Genomic DNA, 17852 nt, shown 5'->3' on the forward strand with positions numbered 1-17852 from the left:
GGGGGTCGCTCACCCCTCGGTCAGCGGGGCCCTTCCTCGTACATCGCCGCCGCTTCCCGGACATGCTCGGCCGCCGCGGCCTCCGCCCGCTCGGGGTCGCCGTCGACGATGGCGCTCACGATCGCGTCGTGCTGGCGGGGCGTGAGGTCGCTGCGCCGGTTGATGTTGCTGAGGCTCACGATCGCGAACCGCGTCCAGATGCGGTCGAGCGTGTCCACCAGCAGCGGATTGCCCGAGAGACGGGCCAGCGTCATGTGGAAGTCGAGATTCGCGCGCCAGGTGGCCGCCGGATCGCCGGTCTCGCCCTGCTCCTCCACCCGGCGGGACGCCTCCTTCAACCCGCTGAGCTGCGCCGGGGACAGCTGCCCGTCGCGCTGTGCGGTGGCGGCGAGTTTGGCGGCGAGCGCGTCCAGCGCACCGTGCAACTGGGTGGCGTGCAGCATCTCCTGAGGGGAGAGCGAGCTGACGACCACTCCCCTGCCGGTCGAGCTGACGAGACCGTCGCTCTGCAGTCGGCGCAGCGCTTCGCGGACCGGGGTCCGGCTCATGCCGAGGTCCTCGCAGATGCCCAGCTCGGTGAGCCGGTCGCCAGGGGCGTAGTGCCCGTCGAGGAGCCGCTCGCGCAGCCGCCGATAGGCGATCTCGGCCTGGTTGTGCATCCCTGGACGTTCTTCGGAACGGTCACCGGCAGAAGGCATGGACAACGTATACATTGCATCCATTGCCGTGGGCAACGCCCGGCCCGACTCCCGCACGGATGTTACGCCGAACCGTCGTGCCGCGGCGGGCGCACGGGGCGCCCGCCGCGGTCGTGACGCTGCGGACCGCCGTCAGCAGTAGAGGTTGGCGCCGGGGCTGACGCCAATGATGGACGTGATCCGGTTGTAGGCGTTGACGCGGCTCTGGACCTGCGCGGGGTTGCGGCCGTCGCACTCCAGCGAGCCGTTGATGGAGCGGATGGTCTGGCCGAAGCCGGCGCTGTTGACCATGGCGTTGTGGGGCGTCATGGTGCCCGGACCGCGCTGGGTGTTCCAGTACCAGAGGCCGGTCTTCCAGGCCACGGCCGAGTCGTTCTGGACCAGCCAGGGATTGCCCAGCAGGTTGATGCCCAGGGCGTCGCCGGCTGCCTTGTAGTTGAAGTTCCAGGACAGCTGGATGGGACCACGGCCGTAGTAGGCGGCCTGTCCTGCCGGACAGCCGTACGACTGGCTCCAGTCGCAGTAGTGGGGGTAGTTGGCGGTGTTCTGCTCGACCACGTACACCAACCCACCGGTCTCATGGCTGACGTTGGCCAGGAAGGCCGCGGCCTCCTGCTTCTTGACCGTGGTGGAGCCGGTGTTCGCGAAGCCCGGGTAGGCCGACAGCGCGGCGGTCAGACCGCTGTAGCTGTAGAAGGAGTTCCGGCCCGGGAAGATCTGGTTGAACTGCGCCTCGGTCACCACGAAGCTCGCGGCGGAAGCGGTGGGAGCCGACTGGAGGACGAGTGCGGTGCTCCCGAGGGCGAGCGTGGCCAGGAGCGCGGCGATGCGTTGCCTGAACAAGGATCAACTCCTTTACGGAGCACGGCCGCACCCGGCGAGGGGTGCGGCCGTGGTGGGGGGTTGTGATGCCACACTCAACTCCTTTGGTCTGTACCAGTCAAGGGTGTAGACCAGTCAACCGCCGTAGCGAACGCGCGAAATGGGGCCCCGAAGGGCCCCACTCGGATGCTGTCGGACGCGGTCGGTCAGCTCAGCGGCTTCTGCAGGACGGCCTTGCGGTGGCTGAACGTCTCGATGGAGTAGCGGCCGTGGTAGTTGCCCATGCCGCTCTCCCCCACCCCGCCGAACGGCAGGTCGGAGACGGTGAGATGGGCCAGCGGCAGACCGTGGCCGACGGCGCCGGAGGACGTCTCGTCGGCGATCCGGGACCTGGTCACGTCCGACTCGGAGAAGACGTAGAGGGCGAGGGGCTTGTCGCGCTCGTTGATGAAGTCGATCGCCTCGTCCAGGTCGGACACCGTGACGACGGGCAGGATCGGGCCGAAGATCTCGTCCCGCATGACCGGCGACTCGGGGTCGACGTCGGCGAGCACGGTCGGCGCGATGTACTTCACGGAGCGGTCGTTGTCGCCGCCCAGGACCACGCGCCCAGAGTCGAGCAGACCGGAGAGCCGGTCGAAGTGCCGCTCGTTGATGATCCGGCTGTACGCGCCGGATTCCTTCGGGTCGGCGCCGAAGAGGCCGTCTACGGCCTTGACCAGGGCCGACTCCAGGGCAGTGGCCGTCGCCGGGTCGGTCAGGACGTAGTCGGGGGCGACGCAGGTCTGGCCGGCGTTGAGGAACTTGCCGCGCGCCAAGCGGTCGGCGACGACGTCGAGGTCGGTGTCGCGGTCGACGAACGCCGGGGACTTGCCGCCCAGTTCGAGGGTGACCGGGGTGAGGTGCTCAGCGGCGGCCCGCATGACGACCCGGCCGACGGCGCCGTTGCCGGTGTAGAAGATGTGGTCGAACCGCTCGGCCAGCAGGGCCGTGGTCTCCGGGATGGCGCCCTCGACGACGGCGACCGCGTCCGTGTCCAGGTACTCGGGGATCAGCCGGGCCAGCGCGGCGGAGGTGGCGGGCGCCAGCTCGCTGGGCTTGACGACCACCGCGTTGCCGGCGGCGAGCGCGCCGACGACCGGGGTGAGCAGCAGCTGGAGCGGGTAGTTCCAGGGGGCGATCACGAGGACGACGCCGAGCGGGTCGTACTGGGTCCACGCCGTGGTGCCGGCGCCGAGCCGCTCCGGGACCGGAGCGGGCTCGGGGCGCAGCCAGTCGGCCAGGTGATCGAGGGTGTGGTCGATCTCGCGGACCGTGAACCCGATCTCGGTGCGCTGGGCCTCGGCGGCGCTCTTGCCGAGGTCGGCGTGGAGGGCGGCCTCCAGGTCGTCGCCGTGTTCCGTGAGAAGGTCGCGCAGGCGGTGCAGCTGGGCGGTGCGCCACTCCAGGGGCTTGGTGCGGCCGGTGCGGAAGGTGGCGCGCAGCCGGGCCACGATGTCGGCGGGCTGCTCGGGGGCGGACTGGTTCACTGTGCCTCGCTGGTGGTGCGCGGGCCCTGCCGGGCCGGGACGGGTGCGGTCGGTGCTACTCGATGTATTTAGCAACCATTAAGGTGCAGAAGTCATTCCGCATCGCCGAAGAACACGGCCCCCGGTCACTCGGTCACTCAAGGTGACGTCAGGGCGAATCCACCGTCGGTGTCTCGTCGAGCGTCTCCACCAGCCGCCCCAGCAGCGCCCGCAGCAACTCGTCGTCGCCCTCGTTCAGCACCGGCCACCGGGACCGGACCTCACGGCTGAGCCGGCGCCAGTACGTCTGACCGCGCGGGGTGAGGTGGGCGAGGATGCGGCGTCGGTCCAGGGGGTCGACGCGGCGGTAGACGAGGTTCTGGTCGACGAGATGGTCGACCAGCTTGGTGAGCGTGGGCGCGGGCAGAAAGGCGGCTTCGGCGACCGCCGTCATGGAGTGGCCCTTGCCGTCGGAGAGCAGCGTGAGCACCCGCCACGCGTCCAGCGAGCAGCCTTCCTCGTCGAGCACGGACCGCAGCCGCCGCGCGGCCACACGCTCCGCACGCGTCAACAACTGCAGCAGGTCCTGGGGTTGACGCGCAGATGAGGCAGGCATCGTTCTCCTCGGTCCCGGGTGGATCCATCGTACAAGTGCCCTCCCGCAGGCCACGGAGACCGTCCCCGGCCACAGATCCCGTCCCCGCACCGACCGCACCACGAGACGGGCTGGAGTTCACCGGGCGGACCCGGAATCATGACCGCATGTTCCAGCTCGACCCCCACCCGCTCGACTGGTTCACCGTCGACGACAGCATGATCAGCGTGGCCCTGGTCTTCCCCCTCCAGGGCGCCGCCGGAATCTTCGGACCCACCTGCGAGTTGTGCGCGCGCCTTGCCGCCGAGGAGGTCAACCACGCGGGCGGGATCCTCGGCAAGGAACTGCGCCTGCTGCCGGTGGACGGCGGCGCCGAGCCCGCCGAAATCGCCGACCGGGTCGAGGCGTTGGTGGACCTGGGGGTCGTGCAGGGCGTCACCGGCTGGCACATCTCCTCGGTACGCCAGGCTCTCGCGCCGCGCATTGCGCACCGGGTGCCGTATGTGTACACGGCCCTGTACGAGGGCGGCGAGCACACCAACGGCGTCTTCCTCACCAGCGAGACGCCCGACGCACAACTCCGGCCCGCCATGCGGCTGTTGGCGCGCGAGCGGAAGGTGCGCCGCTGGTTCGTGGTCGGCAACGACTACATCTGGCCGCGCCGCACCGCACAGGCCGCGCGCCGCTACGCCCACGAGTCGGGGGGCCGGATCTGCGGGCGCGCCTATCTGCCGCTGGGCACCCATGACTTCGACGACGTGCTGCGCAGCATCGAGCACTCCGAGGCCGACGCGGTGCTGATGCTGCTGGTGGGCAGCGACGCGGTGCGCTTCAACCGCGCGTTCGCCGCGGCCGGGCTCGACGCGCGCTGTCTGCGGCTGAGCACGCTGATGGACGAGAACATGCTGATGGCCAGCGGCCCGACGTCCACCGCGGATCTCTACAGCACCGCCGGGTTCTTCGCCTCGCTCGCCAACCAGGACACCCTCGACTTCCATGGCCAGTACGCCGGCCGGTTCGGCGTCGACGCTCCGGCGCCCGGCAGTCTGGGCGAATCGTGTTACGAGGGCGTCCTGTTGCTGGCCGCGCTCATCACCCGGGCCAGAACGCTGGACGTCACGGCGATCGGCGCGACGGCCGACTCGGTGTCCTACGAGGGACCGCGCGGCTTACTGCGCCTGCGCGGCAGTCATGTCCGGCAGCGGATCTATCTGGCGCGGGCGGACGGGGTGGACTTCGACGTGCTCACGCAGTTGGATGCCGTGCGCCCTTGACCACGGTCGATCGCTGGATGCCGTGTGTCCTAGACCACGGTCGATCACTGGATGCCGTACGGCCTTGACCCTGATCGCTCAGGTGACGTCGAGTTCCCGTCGCACGGCTTCCAGATGGGCCCGTTCCGCCGCGCTCCCGGTCAGTTCGGCCGCCCTCTCGTAGGCCTGCGCCGCCTCCGCCGTGCGGCCCAGGCGGCGCAGCAGATCGGCGCGGACCGCGTGGAAGACGTGGTAGCCGGTCAGGTCGAGGGCGTCGACCAGGTCGAGGGCCGGGAGGGGGCCCGCGGTCTCGGCCACGGCGACCGCGCGGTTCAGGGCCACCACCGGGCTGGGGGCGATCGCCATGAGCTGGTCGTAGAGCCGCAGGATCTGGCTCCAGTCGGTGGCTTCGGCGGTCTTCGCGTCGCTGTGGACGGCCTGGACGGCGGCCTGGATCTGGTACGGGCCCGGCCGGTTGCGGCGCAGACAGCGGCGGACGAGGGACTGCCCCTCGGCGATCAGTTCGTGGTCCCAGTGGGTGCGGTCCTGCTCGGGCAACGGGATCAGTTCACCCTGTTCGCCCTCGCGCGCGGTCCTGCGGGACTCGACGAGAAGCATCAGCGCGAGCAGGCCGACGGCCTCGGGCTCGTCCGGCATGAGGTCGGCCAGGAGACGGCCGAGGCGTACGGCCTCCGCGCACAGTTCCGGGTCGCCGGCGTATCCCTCGTTGAAGATCAGGTAGACGACGGCCAGGACGCCCTTGATGCGGTCCGGGAGGTCGGCGTCGCGGGGCACCCGGTACGGGATCCGGGCGTCGCGGATCTTCGCCTTGGCGCGGACGATGCGCTGGGCCATGGTCGGCTCGGGCACCAGGAAGGCGCGGGCGATCTGGGGTGTGGTCAGGCCGCCGAGCAGGCGGAGGGTCAGGGCGACCTGGGCCTGCGGGGCGAGCGCCGGGTGGCAGCAGGTGAAGATCAGGCGGAGCCGGTCGTCTCGCACGGGGCCCTCCTCGACCGGTGTGTCGGCGGCGTTCAGCAGCGCGGCCTCGGCGTGGCGGGCCTCGCGGGAGGACTCGCGGCGCAGCCGGTCGATCGCGCGGTTGCGCGCGGTGGTGATGATCCAGCCCGCCGGGCTGGGCGGCACGCCCGTCTCCGGCCAGCGCTGCACAGCTGTGGTGAAGGCGTCCTGGACGGCTTCCTCGGCGAGGTCGATGTCGCCGAGGAAACGGACGAGGACGGCGACGGCGCGGCCGTACTCCGCACGGAAGACGGCCGCGACGTCGACGGGCTGGGGCATCAGTCCTCGGCCTGGTGCATGAACGGGCGGACCTCGATGGGCAGGGTGGTGGCCCAGGTCGCCCTGCGGCCCCATTCCAGGGCAGCGTCCAGGTCGGGCGCCTTGATCAGGCAGATGCCTCCGAGGTACTCCTTGCCCTCGGCGTACGGCCCGTCGGTGATCAGGACGTCGCCGTCCTTGGGTCGCAGCACGGTGGCCGTCTCGGGGCCGTGCAGGCCACCGGCGAAGACCCAGGCGCCGGCCTCGTGCAGTTCCGCGTGGAAGGTGTCGAGGTTGCGGACGATCTCGGCCATGGCCTCGGGACCGGGCGGCGTTCCCTCGGCCGGTGTGATCACGCTGAGCAGGTAGTGCGGCATGACGTCCTCCGTGGCGACGTGTCGTTTCGTGGTGTCGGGTCCTTCTCTCACCTCCTACACGAACGACACAGCACCGGATCGACACCTCGCGCGACGAGATCGGGAGAATCTTTTCCATGACCGTCGAAACCCATCCGCTCATCGCCGTGGCCAGGTCTCTCGCGGACGACCTCCTCACCCCGCACGCGGCCGAGGTCGACCAGGGGACCGTGCCCGCGAGCCACATCGAGGCCGTCAGACGGTCGGGGCTGCTCGGAGTGAGCGCGCCCAAGGAGTACGACGGTACGGGCGCCCCGGACGCCGTGGCGCGGGAGATCGCGGAGATCCTGTCCGGGGCGTGCTGCTCCACCTGGTTCGTCCAGACCCAGCACCACACGCCCGTGCGGATGCTCGCGAAGTCCGCCCTCCCCGTCCGGGAGCGGCTGCTGCGCCCACTGGCGACCGGCGAACTGCTGGCCGGCATCGCCTTCGCGCACGTCCGCGCCTTCCCGAAGATCCCGGTGCGGGTCACACCGGAGCGCGGCGGCTGGCGCTTCGACGGGACGGTGCCCTGGTACACGGGCTGGGGTCTGAACGATGTGATGCTGCTCGCGGGTGTGACGGACACGGACGAGGTGGTGTTCGCCTTCACCGAGGCGCGCGAGCAGCCGGGCCTCACGGCCTCCGCCCCTATGCGCCTGGCCGCTCTCACCGCGTCCGTCACGGTCTCCCTGGAGCTGGACGGACTCTGGCTGCCCGACGACGCGGTGGTGCTGCGCACCCCGCAGGAGAAGTTCGCGCTGGTCGACCTGCCCCGCAACACCAACGCCTCCCCCGCCGTTTTCGGCGTGGCGTACGCGGCACTCGGTCTCCTGGCCGGTGCCGGTGAGGAGGAGGCCGCGGGCGCGCTGCGCGGGCGGCTCGACGAAGTGCGGCGCCAGGTCTACGAGTTGGCCGAGCACCCCGTCGCGCACGAGCGCGTCCCTGAACGGCTGGCGCTCAAGACACGCTCGTACGACCTCATGCGCGCGGCCACGACGGCGGCGGTCGTGGCCCGCGGCGGCCGGGCGATGGACCTGCGCGAGCCGGCCCAACGGCTGGCCCGGGAGGGGATGTTCCTGTTGGTGCAGGGGCAGACGGCCGAGGTGCGGCGGGCGCACCTCGACGCGCTGGCGGAGATCTAGCCGGAGCCTCAGCTCGCGAAGGGCACCTGCGCCGACGGCGTGGACCGCTTGCCGAACGGGTGCTGCCACAGCCCCTGTTCGGCGAGGCGCGGCAGGACGCCCTCGCCGAACCAGTACGCCTCCTCCAGGTGCGGGTAGCCGGAGAGCACGAACTCGTCGATGCCGAGGGCGTGGTACTCCTTGATCCGCTCGGCGACCTCGTCGTGGCTGCCGACCAGGGCGGTGCCGGCGCCGCCACGGACCAGCCCGATGCCCGCCCAGAGGTTGGGGTGGATCTCCAGTCCGTCCCGGTTGCCGCCACCGTGCAGGGCGAGCATCCGCTGCTGCCCCTCGGACTCACTGCGCGCGAGCCCGGCCTGCACGGACTTCACGGTCTCGGGGTCGAAGCCCGCGAGGAGGCGGTCGGCCTCGGCCCAGGCCTCCTCGGAGGTGTCACGGGTGATGACGTGCAGCCGGATCCCGAAGCGCAGCGTGCGCCCCTGCGCGGCCGCGAGCCCCCGGATCCAGGCGATCTTCTCGGCGACCTGCGCGGGCGGCTCGCCCCAAGTGAGGTACACGTCCACGTACTTGGCGGCCACCTCGCCGGCGATGGGCGACGATCCACCGAAGTACACCTCGGGCACCGGGTCGGGCACGCGGGCCAGCTTGGCGTCCTCGACCTGGAGGTGCTCGCCCTTCAGGTCGACGGTCTTGCCGTCCCACAACTGCCGCACGATCTCCAGGAATTCGCCGGTACGGCGGTAACGGGCGTCCTTGTCGAGGAAGTCGCCGTAGGCCCGCTGCTCGTGGCTCTCGCCGCCGGTGACGACGTTGAGCAGCAGCCGTCCGCCGCTCTGCCGCTGGAAGGTGGACGCCATCTGCGCGGCGAGGGTCGGCGAGACGAAGCCGGGCCGGAAGGCGACCAGGAACTTCAGGCGTTCGGTGTTCTGGCTGACCATCGCGGTGGTCAGCCACGCGTCCTCGCACCAGGCGCCGGTCGGGGTGAGCGCGCCCACGAACCCCAGGTCCTCGGCGGCGCGGGCGATCTGGCTCAGATAGGCGACCGTCGGCGGCCGGTCCCGTCCGAAGGAGGTGGCCGGAGTGCCGTGGCCGCCGCCGACGACATGCCGGCTGTCGCCGTTGGTGGGCAAGAACCAGTGGAAGGTGAGGGACACGGGGTCTCCGTTCGGTGGGGTCGGGCCAGGGCTCTTGTGAAGGCCCTAGAGGAGGCCGTGGCGGGGTGGCCGCGTGCCGTTGAGCACGTACCGGCCGATGTGCTGGATCTTCCAGCGGGTCGGGTCGTGCAGGGTGTGGGTCCGGGCGTCGCGCCAATGACGGTGCAGGTTCAGTGAGTTGAGCGCGGAGCGGGTGCCCGCCACCTCGAAGAGAGCGCTCGCGACCTCGACCGCCGCCTGGGCCGCCTGGACCTTCGCCGCGGCGACGGCGATCGACGCCTCGGCCGCCGTGTCGTCGGTCAGGTCGGCGCGCGCCGCGTCGACCGCGCGGGCAGCCTCGCGCAGCAGTGCCTCCGCCGACCGCACCTGGAGGGCGAGTTCACCGAAGCGCTGGATCAGCAGCGGGTCCTCGGCGGCACTGTCCAGGCCGCTCTCGAACCACGGCCGGCTCTTCGTGCGGACGAACTCCGCCGCCTCGGCCAGCGCTCCCCCGGCGATCCCCGCGTCGATGGCGGCGTGCAGCAACTGCGCCACCGCGCCGTGGAGTTGCGGCCCTTCGAAGGTCAGGTGGTGGGGCAGGACCCGGTCGGCGGGCACCGGGACGTCGGCGAGCTGGACGGTGCCGCTGGCGGTCGTGCGCTGGCCCATGCCGTCCCAGTCGTCGACGACCGTGACGCCGGGGGCGTCCCGGGGCACGTACGCCACGTGCAGCTTGTCGTCCTCCGCGCGGGCCAGTACCGGGATCCAGTCGGCGAAGAGGGCGCCGGTGGAGTAGTGCTTGACGCCGGTCAGGACGTACGAGCCGTCCGGCTGTGCGGTGAGTCGGGTCCGGATGTCCTGGACGTGCTTGGTGCCGGCCTCCGACTGCGCGTTGCCGAAGCGGCGCCCCGCGAGCAGTTCCGCGAAGAAGAACTTCTGCTGCTGTGCGGTGCCTTGACGGCGGATCACATTGACGTACGCGAAGTGGCTCTGCGGGATCTGCGCCAGGCTGCCGTCGGCCGCGCCGAGCAGGCGGAAGATCTCCGCGAGGGTGAGGGCGGTGACGTCCGCCCCGCCGTGCTCGGCGGGGACGGTGACGGCGAGCAGTCCGGACGCGGAGAGCCGGTCCAACTCCGCGCGGGGCAGCCTGCGTTCGGTGTCCCGGGCGGAGGCTCCGGCGCGGAACTCCACGGCCAGGGCGGCCGCGACCGCGAGGGCCTCCGCGTCGTCGGCGATGACATGGGCGGACACGGCGTTCAGCTCGCCGCCGCGAGGAGCGGGGTGCGGCCCAGCGCGGCCGAGAACTGGTCGACCACCTGAGCGAGGGCCTCGGTTGCGGTGGGCGCGACGGTCAGGGCGCCGTCCTCGCGCACGGTGATGTCCTTGTCGAGGGTGAACCACCCCTGCACGATGTGGGCCGCACCCATGGAGCTGAGCACCGGACGAAGGGCGTAGTCGATGGCCAGCACGTGGGCCGTGGAGCCGCCGGTGGCGAGCGGCAGCACGGTCTTGCCGGCCAGCGCGTACTGCGGGAGCAGATCCAGGAGGGCCTTGAGGACACCGGAGTAGGAGGCCTTGTAGACGGGAGTGCCGACGACGACTCCGTCGGCGCGCTCGAAGAGCTCGGCGGCCTCGACGATGGCGGGGTGCCGGAAGTCCGCGCCGAGCAGGGCCTCGGCGGGGATGGTGCGCACGTCGAGCGGTATCACCTCGTGGCCCTGGGCGATCAGGCGCTGGTCGAGGTGGCGCAGGAGCCGGTTGGTGCGGGAGGAGGCGGAGGGGCTGCCGGAGACGGACAGGACGGTGGCCATGGGTCCTCTTTCGGGGCGGCGGGACGCTCGCTGGGCGGGCGGTCCGGAGGGATGCGGTCAGGCGTGCGCGGGGACGGACTCGGTCTCCGGGTCCGGGAGTTGGGCCTCCAGTTCGCGCACGAGCGGCAGCACACGCTTGCCGAAGTACTCGACCTCCTCGTGGTAGTGGAGGAAGCCGAGGAGGAGCAGGTCGACGCCGAGCTTCTTGTAGGCGACGATCCGTTCGGCGATCTGCTCGGGGGTGCCGATCAGCCCCGTACGGAAGCCGTCGTTGTACTGGATCAGGTCCTCGAAGGTGGAGTCCTGCCACATGCCCTTCTTGTCGGCCGTGGACTGCCCCGCCTGCTTGACCGCCGCGCCGAAGCCCTCGACGGCCTCGGTGTCGGCCTTGGCGATGATCTCGCGGAGCGTGTCGCGGGCCTCGGCCTCGGTGTCGCGGACGATGAGGAAGCCGTTGAGACCGAACTTCGGTGCCGCACGCCCGACTTGGGCAGCGGACGCGCGGACGTCGGCGATCTGCTCGGTCACCCCGTCGAAGTCCTTGCCGTTGGAGAAGTACCAGTCGGAGACGCGGCCGGCCATCGCGCGGGCGGCGGTGGAGTTGCCGCCCTGGAAGATCTCCGGATGCGGACGCTCGGCGGTGTTGAGGGGCTTGGGCTTGAGCGAGAAGTCGCGCAACCGGTAGAAGTCACCGGCGAGTTCGGTGTGGTCCTCGGTCCAGATCCGGCGCAGGGCGGTGATGAACTCCTCGGCGCGGCGGTAGCGCTCGTCGTGCTCCAGCCAGGGCTCGCCGAGAGCGGTGAACTCGCCCTTGAACCAGCCGGACACGACGTTGACCGCGAAGCGGCCGTTCGACAAGTGGTCGGCGGTGGCGCCGAGTTTGGCGAGGACGCCCGGGTGCCACAGGCCGGGATGGACGGCGGCGATGACCTTCAGGCGCTGGGTGGCGAGCAGCAGGGCGAGGCTGAAGCTGGTCGACTCGTGCTGGAACTCGGCGCCGTAGCTGGCCATGTAGCGGACCTGGCTGAGCGCGTACTCGAAGCCGTTGTTCTCGGCGAGGACGGCGAGTTCGCGGTTGTACTCGTATCCCCAGTCGGTGCGCTGTTCGATCTTGCTGGTGACCAGTCCCCCACTGACGTTGGGGACCCAGTAGGCGAATTTCACGGGCTCGGCGGGCATGCGGAACTCCTGTTGCGGAATGTTTTCGGGCACGCCGAATTCGACCGGAGCGAACTCCGGGGAATATCAGGCGGGAACGAAAGAAGAGCGGCGGATCACAGGACGGAGCTGACGGGATCAGGCCGCGGTGCAACAGGAGGCGCTGGAGACGCGCGCGAGGTCGACATGGCGTCGCCGCGTGAGGTCCAGTCGCATCATCATGCCGTCGATCGTGGCAGCCGCCCGCGACGGGCGTCAAGGAAAACCCGACCGGTCTCGTATCGCGGACCATTGATTTTCACGAAGGTGTGACAGGGAAACCCTTGAACGGAGCGGTGAATCCGCCGCATTCTGCGGGCATGCGGACCGAACAACTGGAATACATAGCGGCCGTGACCCGGCTCGGTTCTCTGCGCCGGGCCGCGGAGGAACTGCGGCTGTCCCAGCCCGCGTTGAGCGAGACCGTACGCAATCTCGAACGTGAACTCGGCGTCGATCTCCTGGAGCGCAAGCGGTCCGGCGCGACGATGAGCGCGGAGGGCCGGGAGCTGCTGCCGAAGATCGTCGACGTGCTGGACGCGGTGGACCGGCTGCGGGTGGCGGCCGGCGAGCAGCACCGGATCAGCCGCATGGTGCGGGTGGGCACGGTCAACGCGGCGACCGTGCCGCTGCTGCTGCCCGTCGTCCGCGACTTCCGCGCCTCGCATCCGCTCACCCAGGTCGAGGTGGTCGGCGCGCAGCAGACGGACATCCACCGGGCGCTGTCGGAGGGCGGGTTCGATCTCGGTCTGGTCAATCATCTGGACGGCGACGACATGCCCACCGACTTCGAGTCCACCGAGCTGCTGTCCGGGCTGCCGGTGGTGTGCGTGCGTCCGGACAGCCCGTTGGCGTCCCGGCCGATCGTCACGGTGGAGGAGCTGCTCACCGAGCCGCTGATCGGCATGCGGTCCGGCTATGTGATGCACCGCTATGTCCACCGGCTGCTCGGCGGGCGGGACCCGGCCTTCGCGTATTCGACCGACGGCGCCGAGATGGGCAAGCTCATGGTCGCGGAGGGGCTGGGGGCGACGGTCCTGCCGGACTTCAGCGTGCTCGGGGATCCGCTGGAACGGCTCGGCACGATCACCTACCGGCCCATCGCCGGCGCCACGGCCCGGGTCCTGCTGATGCTGCGCCGCCGCCGCGCGGAGTCGGTGCCGCAGGCGGCCGGGGATCTGCACGAGGCGTTCGTACGGCGGTCGCGGGAGCTGGCCGAGGCCCGCGTCTGACGGTCCCGGGCGCGGAGGGAACGGTTCCGGTGACGGTCCCGGGCGCGGACGGAACGGTTCCGGTGACGGTCTCGGGCGCGGACGGAACGGTTCCGGGCGCGAGAGGACACGGCCTGCCGGTGACCGGTCGCGGATTCACTCGTTTGTCGGAGCGGAACAGCAACGTGTCCCCGCGGTACAGCATCGCGTCCCCTCTCCGAAAGCGTCCCGCCCATGCACCTTCGCTCGCGCCGGCGCCCCTCGGCGGGCAGCCGGCCACCGTTCCTGGAGGTCGAGTCCCTCCTCGTCGAGCAGTACGGGGAGCTGGTCCGCCTGGCGCATCTCGTCCTGCCTCCGACGCTCGGCCGGCACCGACGGGTGCTCGTGGCGCACTACCTGGTCCAACGGGCGCTCCCGGGCGTGCGCGCGCTCCCCGGGCACACCGTGCCGCCCCCGCGCGAGGAGAAGCGCGGAGGTGACCCCGTGGAGCGCTCGCTGCTCGTCGAGGTGCTGCGCGGCGCGCTGTCGTACGGCCGGGGTCCGCGGCTGTGGCCCGCGCGGTTCACCTACCCGGGAGCGCTGCTGCCCGGGCTCCCGCTGGTGGTGGGTCTGCGGCTGTTCCCGAGGTCGGGCGGTGCGGACGAACTCGCCCTGGCGCAGCGGCTGTCCGGTGTGTCGGCGGCGGCGCGCGCCACGTTCCTGCTGCGCTCGGTGCACGGCCTGCGCGACGAGGCCGTGCACCAGCTGCTGGCGGACGCCGAGGCGCGGGACCCGGATGCCGCCCTGCGGACCGCCGACGCCCTCGCCGAGAGCGTCGGCGCCCGGGCCGCCACGCTGCTGACCTCGCTGGAGTTCGACGCCTGCGCCCTCCAGGCGAGCCCGACCGACCTGCTGCGCCGCAGGCGCCGGGCCCGGCTGGGTCTGGCCGCCCTGGCGCTCGTCGCGGTGACGGGGGTGACGCTGGTGGCGACCACGTCCGGGGGCACGACGTCCCAGGCGCCGACGCCGACGTCCGTCGCGGGTGCCGCTCTCGGCCCCGCGGAGCTGGTGCGCACTCCGGCAGGCGTGTGGGACAACACCTCGCGCATGGACTTCACCGCCTGGCCCGCGCGCGGCCCCCGCGTGCACGACGAGGACCTCCTCGGCCGCGCCCTGTCCGCGTGGACCCGACCCGCACCACGGACCCGGATCCACCTCTCCCCCGGCACGACCGCGATCCCGCCGACGTCCGAGCCCCAGTTGCTGTACGCGGGGGACGTCGACGACCGTGCCGTCGTCCTGCTGTACGACGGTCAACGCCTCGCCCGCTACGACGAGTTGCTCTCGTCCGAGGACCGCGCGGAGCTGAACATCGCCCGTGCCGACGAGGCCGACGTCACGACGGCGGCGGCCGTGGCCCTCGGTCCGGGCGAGCAGGGCAAGGGCGCCGTCCGCTATCTGCTGGCCCCCTGGGTCGCCGAGGCGCAGACCCGCGACCTGCTGCGGCCGGACGTCCTGGCCCGTCCGCTGGCCGTGTCGAAGGAGGGGGTCACCGGACCGGTCCCGACCGTGCCCGCGGGCAGTGGCTGCGCCGGTCGGCCGGTGCTGCAACTGCGGTCCTCGGAGCGCGTCGCCGAGCATCACGCGTTCCTGCTCGCCGGAGTGGGCGACCTGTCGCCGGTCCACCTCACCTACACCCCGCTGCCCGGGCACGGCACCCCGCCCGCCCGGCAGCCCCGGGAGGCGACCGGTCCGGCGGCGCTGCTGGCGTGGGCCCATCAGGCGTGCGGGCTCGGCTCGTTGCGCGGTACCGGCGTCCGGGCCGTCAACGCCTGGGACTTCGCCGAGCAGGAACTGCCCGACGGCGGCGGTCACGCCGTGTGGACCTGCGCCCGCGCCGACTCCTGGCGCGGACCCGGCGATGTGACGGTGACGCTCCGCACCAGCCGGGACGCACAGACCGCACCGGCCCGTACGGTCGCCGAGGCCCGGTCCACCGCGGCCTGCAGCCGCTTCGGACAGCATGTCGTGGCCGCCACCGGCTGGCAGTCCCCGCGCGGCCACTGGTTCGTGCTGGCGGCGGGCAGTCGTGCCGTGACAGGGCTGTCCGTGACGGGTGCGGTGTCGGCCACGAAGACGGGCCGGACGCTCGCGCTGCCCGCGCCCGGGAAGCCCCGGGTCGACGTACGGGCGCGGCTGGCGACGGGTGAATCACTGGACGCCGTCGGCGCGCGGTGACCTCGCGCGAGCGCACTCCGGTCCGCTGCCGCGGCAGGCAATCACACCGTGACCAGCCTGTCCGTGACGGGCGCGGTATCGGCCACAAAGGACGGCCGGACGCTCGCGCTGCCCGCGCCCGGGAAGCCCCGGGTCGATGTACGGGCGCGGCTGGCGACGGGCGAGTCGCTGGACGCCGTCGGCGCGCGGTGACGTCACAGGGGGCGGACTCCGGTCCGTCCCTGCGGTCGGTCTCAGTCGTCGTCGCCGACCGGGACCACCACGAGGAACGCGTCCGACTTCAGGTCCATCACGACCGTCGCGGGTATCCCCGCGGCACGGCGCTGCGCCGCGTACTCCTCCGCCGGCCACGACCCGCGCGGAGCCCCCGCTGAAAACCGCTCCAACACCTTCGCGCTCATTGCGGAAGACACCTCCGTCGTCGGTTCCTCGAATCGGCACGACCTCCGTCGTAGTGTTCGCCTGCCCGCGATCTGCCCTGACATGTCCGCCGAACACACGAAGTCCCTTGCGTCCATCACCCTTCCGAGGGAATCGCGTGTTCGTGGGTAGACGTCCACGTTCCTCGCCGAAACACCAGACCGTCCGCCGTCCCCCCTCCCTCCGGAGTCCGCACCATGAACGTCTCGGTCGTCCTGTTCACCTCCGACCTGCGCCTGCACGACCACCCGCCCCTGCGGGCCGCTGGCGAGGACCGGCAGGTGGTGCCCCTGTTCGTGCGCGACCGAGCCGTGGCCGACGCCGGATTCGCCGCGCCCAACCGGCTGGCGTTCCTCGCCGACTGTCTCCGCGATCTCGACGCCGGTCTGCGCGAGCGCGGCGGCCGGCTGGTGCTCCGCTCCGGTGACGTGGTCGACGAAGTGTGCAAGGTGGCCGCCGAGACGGATGCCACCGAGGTGCACATGGCGGCCGACGCCAGCGCCTACGCGCAACTGCGCGAGGGACGGCTGCGGCGCGCCCTGGAGGCGGTGGGGCGGCGGCTGTGCGTGCACGACACGGTGACGACGGTCGTCGCGCCGGGCGCGGTGACGCCGACCGCCTCGGACCACTTCGCGGTGTTCACCCCGTACCTCCGCCACTGGTCGGCACAGCCGGCGCGCACCCCTCTCCCCGCGCCCCGCAGAGTGCGCGTCCCGGACGGTGTCGGCTCCGAGCCGCTCCCCTCCCGCGCCGACCTGTCGGGGCTGTCGCCGGCGCTCGCCCCCGGCGGCGAGGTGGAGGGGCGCAAACGGGTCGCGGCCTGGCTGCGCGCGGGCATCACGACGTACGAGGACGGCCACGACGACCTGGCCGGAGACGTCACCTCCCGCCTCTCACCGCACCTGCACTTCGGCACGGTCTCCCCCGTGGAACTCGTCCACCGGGCGAGGCGGGTGGGCGGACCGGGAGCGGACGCCTTCGTACGGCAGCTCGCGTGGCGGGACTTCCACCGCCAGGTCCTGGCCGCCCGCCCGGCGGCCGCCCAAGCCGACTACCGCACCAAGCGGGACCCCTGGCGGACCGAGCACACGGCCCGCGAGGACGTCGAGGCGTGGAAGGCGGGCCGTACGGGCTACCCGGTGGTCGACGCGGCGATGCGCCAGCTGCTGCACGAGGGCTGGATGCACAACCGCGGCCGGCTGCTGGCCGGGAGCTTCCTCACCAAGACGCTGTACGTCGACTGGCGCGTCGGCGCCCGCCACTTCCTCGATCTGCTGGTGGACGGCGATGTGGCCAACAACCAGCTCAACTGGCAGTGGATGGCCGGCACCGGCACGGACTCCCGCCCCAACCGGGTCCTCAATCCGGTGACCCAGGCGAAGCGCTACGACCCCGACGGCGCGTACGTCCGGCGCTGGGTGCCCGAACTCGCCGCCCTCGAAGGCTCGTCGGTGCACGAGCCGTGGAAACTGCGCGGTTTCGACCGCGCCGCGATCGACGACTACCCGGACCCCGTCGTCGACCTCGCGGAGGGCCTCGCCCGCTTCAAGCAGGCCCGCGGGCTCGACTGAGAGAACAGGGCGAGGAAGCCCGTACCACCCAGAACTACACATAAAGGATAAATAAGAGCAGAATGGATGTAAGCGGCACTTGTCCGCAGACCGCATCAGCCGCGGTCAGGCCTGCAAGTCAAAGGAGACGACTCATGGCCAACGTCTCGCACACCAGCGGTGACATCACCAGCCACCCTGATGTTTCCGAAATGCGGGCACGGTACGCCCGTATGCTCGGCGGTCGCGATGTGGCGCTGATGGACGGCCCGGTGTTCCTGCTCGGCCTCTACTGCGCCGTATCCCCCTGGATCCTCCACTACACGACGAGCCAGCCCGCCCTCGTGACCCACAACCTGATCGTGGGCATCGCGATCGGCCTGCTGGGGCTCGGGTTCACCGCCGCTCCGGCGCGGATGTACGGCCTGAGCTGGGCGATGTCCGCACTGGGCGTGTGGATGATCGTCTCGCCATGGATCGTCGGCGACAGCCCGGACACCGGTGTCGTGCTGAACAACATCATCATCGGCGCGCTGGCCGTGGTCCTCGGCCTGCTGTGCGCCGTCGCGTCGGCGAGGAGCGCGCCCAAGGCGTAGCCCGAAAGGACGGGACGAGAGGTGGC

At 71.5% G+C, this 17852-nt stretch carries 19 protein-coding genes; 7 read left to right on the forward strand and 12 right to left on the reverse strand.

Translation table 11 applies throughout. From position 1 onward, the window contains the following. Positions 1–20 precede the first annotated feature (20 nt). From ACWD5F_RS02875 to ACWD5F_RS02890, 4 genes are all read right to left on the reverse strand, one after another. Positions 21–659 (reverse strand): GntR family transcriptional regulator, encoded by a 639-nt coding sequence (locus tag ACWD5F_RS02875; RefSeq protein WP_401723620.1) that lies wholly within the window; start codon positions 657–659, stop codon positions 21–23. 171 nt (positions 660–830) lie between these two features. Beyond that, a complete protein-coding gene (locus ACWD5F_RS02880; RefSeq protein ID WP_401723617.1) occupies positions 831–1541 on the reverse strand; it encodes a chitinase in 711 nt (236 codons plus the stop codon). A 185-nt stretch (positions 1542–1726) separates the two neighbouring features. Next, positions 1727–3049 (reverse strand): aldehyde dehydrogenase family protein, encoded by a 1323-nt coding sequence (locus tag ACWD5F_RS02885; RefSeq protein WP_451250431.1) that lies wholly within the window; start codon positions 3047–3049, stop codon positions 1727–1729. 148 nt (positions 3050–3197) lie between these two features. Then, positions 3198–3644 (reverse strand): MarR family winged helix-turn-helix transcriptional regulator, encoded by a 447-nt coding sequence (locus ACWD5F_RS02890; protein WP_124001312.1) that lies wholly within the window; start codon positions 3642–3644, stop codon positions 3198–3200. A 146-nt stretch (positions 3645–3790) separates the two neighbouring features. Between ACWD5F_RS02890 and ACWD5F_RS02895 the strand changes: the two genes are divergently transcribed. Further along, positions 3791–4897, forward strand: a complete 1107-nt coding sequence (locus ACWD5F_RS02895) for a substrate-binding domain-containing protein (protein ID WP_451250433.1) — start codon at positions 3791–3793, stop codon at positions 4895–4897. 78 nt (positions 4898–4975) lie between these two features. Here ACWD5F_RS02895 and ACWD5F_RS02900 read toward each other — a convergent pair whose 3' ends face one another. Continuing rightward, positions 4976–6172 (reverse strand): RNA polymerase sigma factor, encoded by a 1197-nt coding sequence (locus ACWD5F_RS02900; RefSeq protein ID WP_451250435.1) that lies wholly within the window; start codon positions 6170–6172, stop codon positions 4976–4978. After that, positions 6172–6528, reverse strand: a complete 357-nt coding sequence (locus ACWD5F_RS02905) for a YciI family protein (protein WP_401723606.1) — start codon at positions 6526–6528, stop codon at positions 6172–6174. Before ACWD5F_RS02905 ends, ACWD5F_RS02900 begins: the two co-directional genes overlap by 1 nt. Positions 6529–6644: 116 nt before the next feature. On the opposite strand from ACWD5F_RS02905, the gene ACWD5F_RS02910 reads away from it, so the two are divergent. Then, positions 6645–7691: an acyl-CoA dehydrogenase family protein gene (locus ACWD5F_RS02910; RefSeq protein ID WP_451250437.1), complete on the forward strand. Its 1047-nt coding sequence runs from the start codon at positions 6645–6647 to the stop codon at positions 7689–7691. Positions 7692–7699: 8 nt separating this feature from the next. On the opposite strand, the gene ACWD5F_RS02915 is transcribed toward ACWD5F_RS02910, so the two are convergent. From ACWD5F_RS02915 to ACWD5F_RS02935, 5 genes are all read right to left on the reverse strand, one after another. Beyond that, a complete protein-coding gene (locus ACWD5F_RS02915) occupies positions 7700–8845 on the reverse strand; it encodes an LLM class flavin-dependent oxidoreductase (protein ID WP_451250439.1) in 1146 nt (381 codons plus the stop codon). A gap of 45 nt (positions 8846–8890) precedes the next feature. Then, positions 8891–10075, reverse strand: a complete 1185-nt coding sequence (locus ACWD5F_RS02920) for an SfnB family sulfur acquisition oxidoreductase (RefSeq protein ID WP_451250440.1) — start codon at positions 10073–10075, stop codon at positions 8891–8893. 5 nt (positions 10076–10080) lie between these two features. Then, positions 10081–10635 (reverse strand): NADPH-dependent FMN reductase, encoded by a 555-nt coding sequence (ssuE, locus tag ACWD5F_RS02925; protein ID WP_451250442.1) that lies wholly within the window; start codon positions 10633–10635, stop codon positions 10081–10083. 57 nt (positions 10636–10692) lie between these two features. Further along, positions 10693–11814, reverse strand: a complete 1122-nt coding sequence (gene sfnG, locus ACWD5F_RS02930) for a dimethylsulfone monooxygenase SfnG (protein ID WP_451250444.1) — start codon at positions 11812–11814, stop codon at positions 10693–10695. Positions 11815–11931: 117 nt separating this feature from the next. Then, entirely contained in the window at positions 11932–12015 is an 84-nt protein-coding gene (locus ACWD5F_RS02935; RefSeq protein ID WP_351305882.1) for a putative leader peptide, read from the reverse strand. Positions 12016–12152: 137 nt separating this feature from the next. Between ACWD5F_RS02935 and ACWD5F_RS02940 the strand changes: the two genes are divergently transcribed. The 3 genes from ACWD5F_RS02940 (at position 12153) to ACWD5F_RS02950 (ending at position 15452) form a co-directional block, all read left to right on the forward strand. Then, positions 12153–13064, forward strand: a complete 912-nt coding sequence (locus ACWD5F_RS02940; protein ID WP_451250446.1) for a LysR family transcriptional regulator — start codon at positions 12153–12155, stop codon at positions 13062–13064. Positions 13065–13277: 213 nt separating this feature from the next. Then, positions 13278–15260: a hypothetical protein gene (locus ACWD5F_RS02945; RefSeq protein WP_451250448.1), complete on the forward strand. Its 1983-nt coding sequence runs from the start codon at positions 13278–13280 to the stop codon at positions 15258–15260. Positions 15261–15308: 48 nt separating this feature from the next. Continuing rightward, positions 15309–15452, forward strand: a complete 144-nt coding sequence (locus ACWD5F_RS02950; RefSeq protein WP_451250449.1) for a hypothetical protein — start codon at positions 15309–15311, stop codon at positions 15450–15452. A 41-nt stretch (positions 15453–15493) separates the two neighbouring features. Here the strand turns inward: ACWD5F_RS02950 and ACWD5F_RS02955 are convergent, their stop codons facing one another. After that, positions 15494–15661, reverse strand: coding sequence for a hypothetical protein (locus tag ACWD5F_RS02955; RefSeq protein WP_185146267.1), 168 nt, complete (start codon positions 15659–15661; stop codon positions 15494–15496). Positions 15662–15877: 216 nt separating this feature from the next. On the opposite strand from ACWD5F_RS02955, the gene ACWD5F_RS02960 reads away from it, so the two are divergent. Together ACWD5F_RS02960 and ACWD5F_RS02965 are read left to right on the forward strand one after the other, a co-directional pair. Then, on the forward strand, positions 15878–17251 hold the full coding sequence (locus ACWD5F_RS02960) for a cryptochrome/photolyase family protein (protein WP_451250452.1): 1374 nt from the start codon (positions 15878–15880) through the stop codon (positions 17249–17251). Positions 17252–17385: 134 nt separating this feature from the next. Further along, positions 17386–17826, forward strand: a complete 441-nt coding sequence (locus ACWD5F_RS02965) for an SPW repeat protein (protein WP_401723584.1) — start codon at positions 17386–17388, stop codon at positions 17824–17826. Positions 17827–17852: the final 26 nt, after the last annotated feature.

It is taken from the genome of Streptomyces sp. NPDC002499, assembly GCF_053595415.1.

Excerpts from the sequence above, each read along its gene's own strand:
- ACWD5F_RS02945 (WP_451250448.1), top strand. The coding sequence starts at position 13,278 with ATGCACCTTCGCTCGCGCCGGCGCCCCTCGGCGGGCAGCCGGCCACCG.
- ACWD5F_RS02905 (WP_401723606.1), bottom strand. The coding sequence starts at position 6,528 with ATGCCGCACTACCTGCTCAGCGTGATCACACCGGCCGAGGGAACGCCG.
- ACWD5F_RS02940 (WP_451250446.1), top strand. The coding sequence starts at position 12,153 with ATGCGGACCGAACAACTGGAATACATAGCGGCCGTGACCCGGCTCGGT.
- ACWD5F_RS02965 (WP_401723584.1), top strand. The coding sequence starts at position 17,386 with ATGGCCAACGTCTCGCACACCAGCGGTGACATCACCAGCCACCCTGAT.
- ACWD5F_RS02875 (WP_401723620.1), bottom strand. The coding sequence starts at position 659 with ATGCACAACCAGGCCGAGATCGCCTATCGGCGGCTGCGCGAGCGGCTC.
- ACWD5F_RS02890 (WP_124001312.1), bottom strand. The coding sequence starts at position 3,644 with ATGCCTGCCTCATCTGCGCGTCAACCCCAGGACCTGCTGCAGTTGTTG.
- ACWD5F_RS02910 (WP_451250437.1), top strand. The coding sequence starts at position 6,645 with ATGACCGTCGAAACCCATCCGCTCATCGCCGTGGCCAGGTCTCTCGCG.
- ACWD5F_RS02895 (WP_451250433.1), top strand. The coding sequence starts at position 3,791 with ATGTTCCAGCTCGACCCCCACCCGCTCGACTGGTTCACCGTCGACGAC.
- ACWD5F_RS02900 (WP_451250435.1), bottom strand. The coding sequence starts at position 6,172 with ATGCCCCAGCCCGTCGACGTCGCGGCCGTCTTCCGTGCGGAGTACGGC.
- ssuE (WP_451250442.1), bottom strand. The coding sequence starts at position 10,635 with ATGGCCACCGTCCTGTCCGTCTCCGGCAGCCCCTCCGCCTCCTCCCGC.
- ACWD5F_RS02960 (WP_451250452.1), top strand. The coding sequence starts at position 15,878 with ATGAACGTCTCGGTCGTCCTGTTCACCTCCGACCTGCGCCTGCACGAC.
- ACWD5F_RS02935 (WP_351305882.1), bottom strand. The coding sequence starts at position 12,015 with ATGATGATGCGACTGGACCTCACGCGGCGACGCCATGTCGACCTCGCG.
- ACWD5F_RS02955 (WP_185146267.1), bottom strand. The coding sequence starts at position 15,661 with ATGAGCGCGAAGGTGTTGGAGCGGTTTTCAGCGGGGGCTCCGCGCGGG.
- sfnG (WP_451250444.1), bottom strand. The coding sequence starts at position 11,814 with ATGCCCGCCGAGCCCGTGAAATTCGCCTACTGGGTCCCCAACGTCAGT.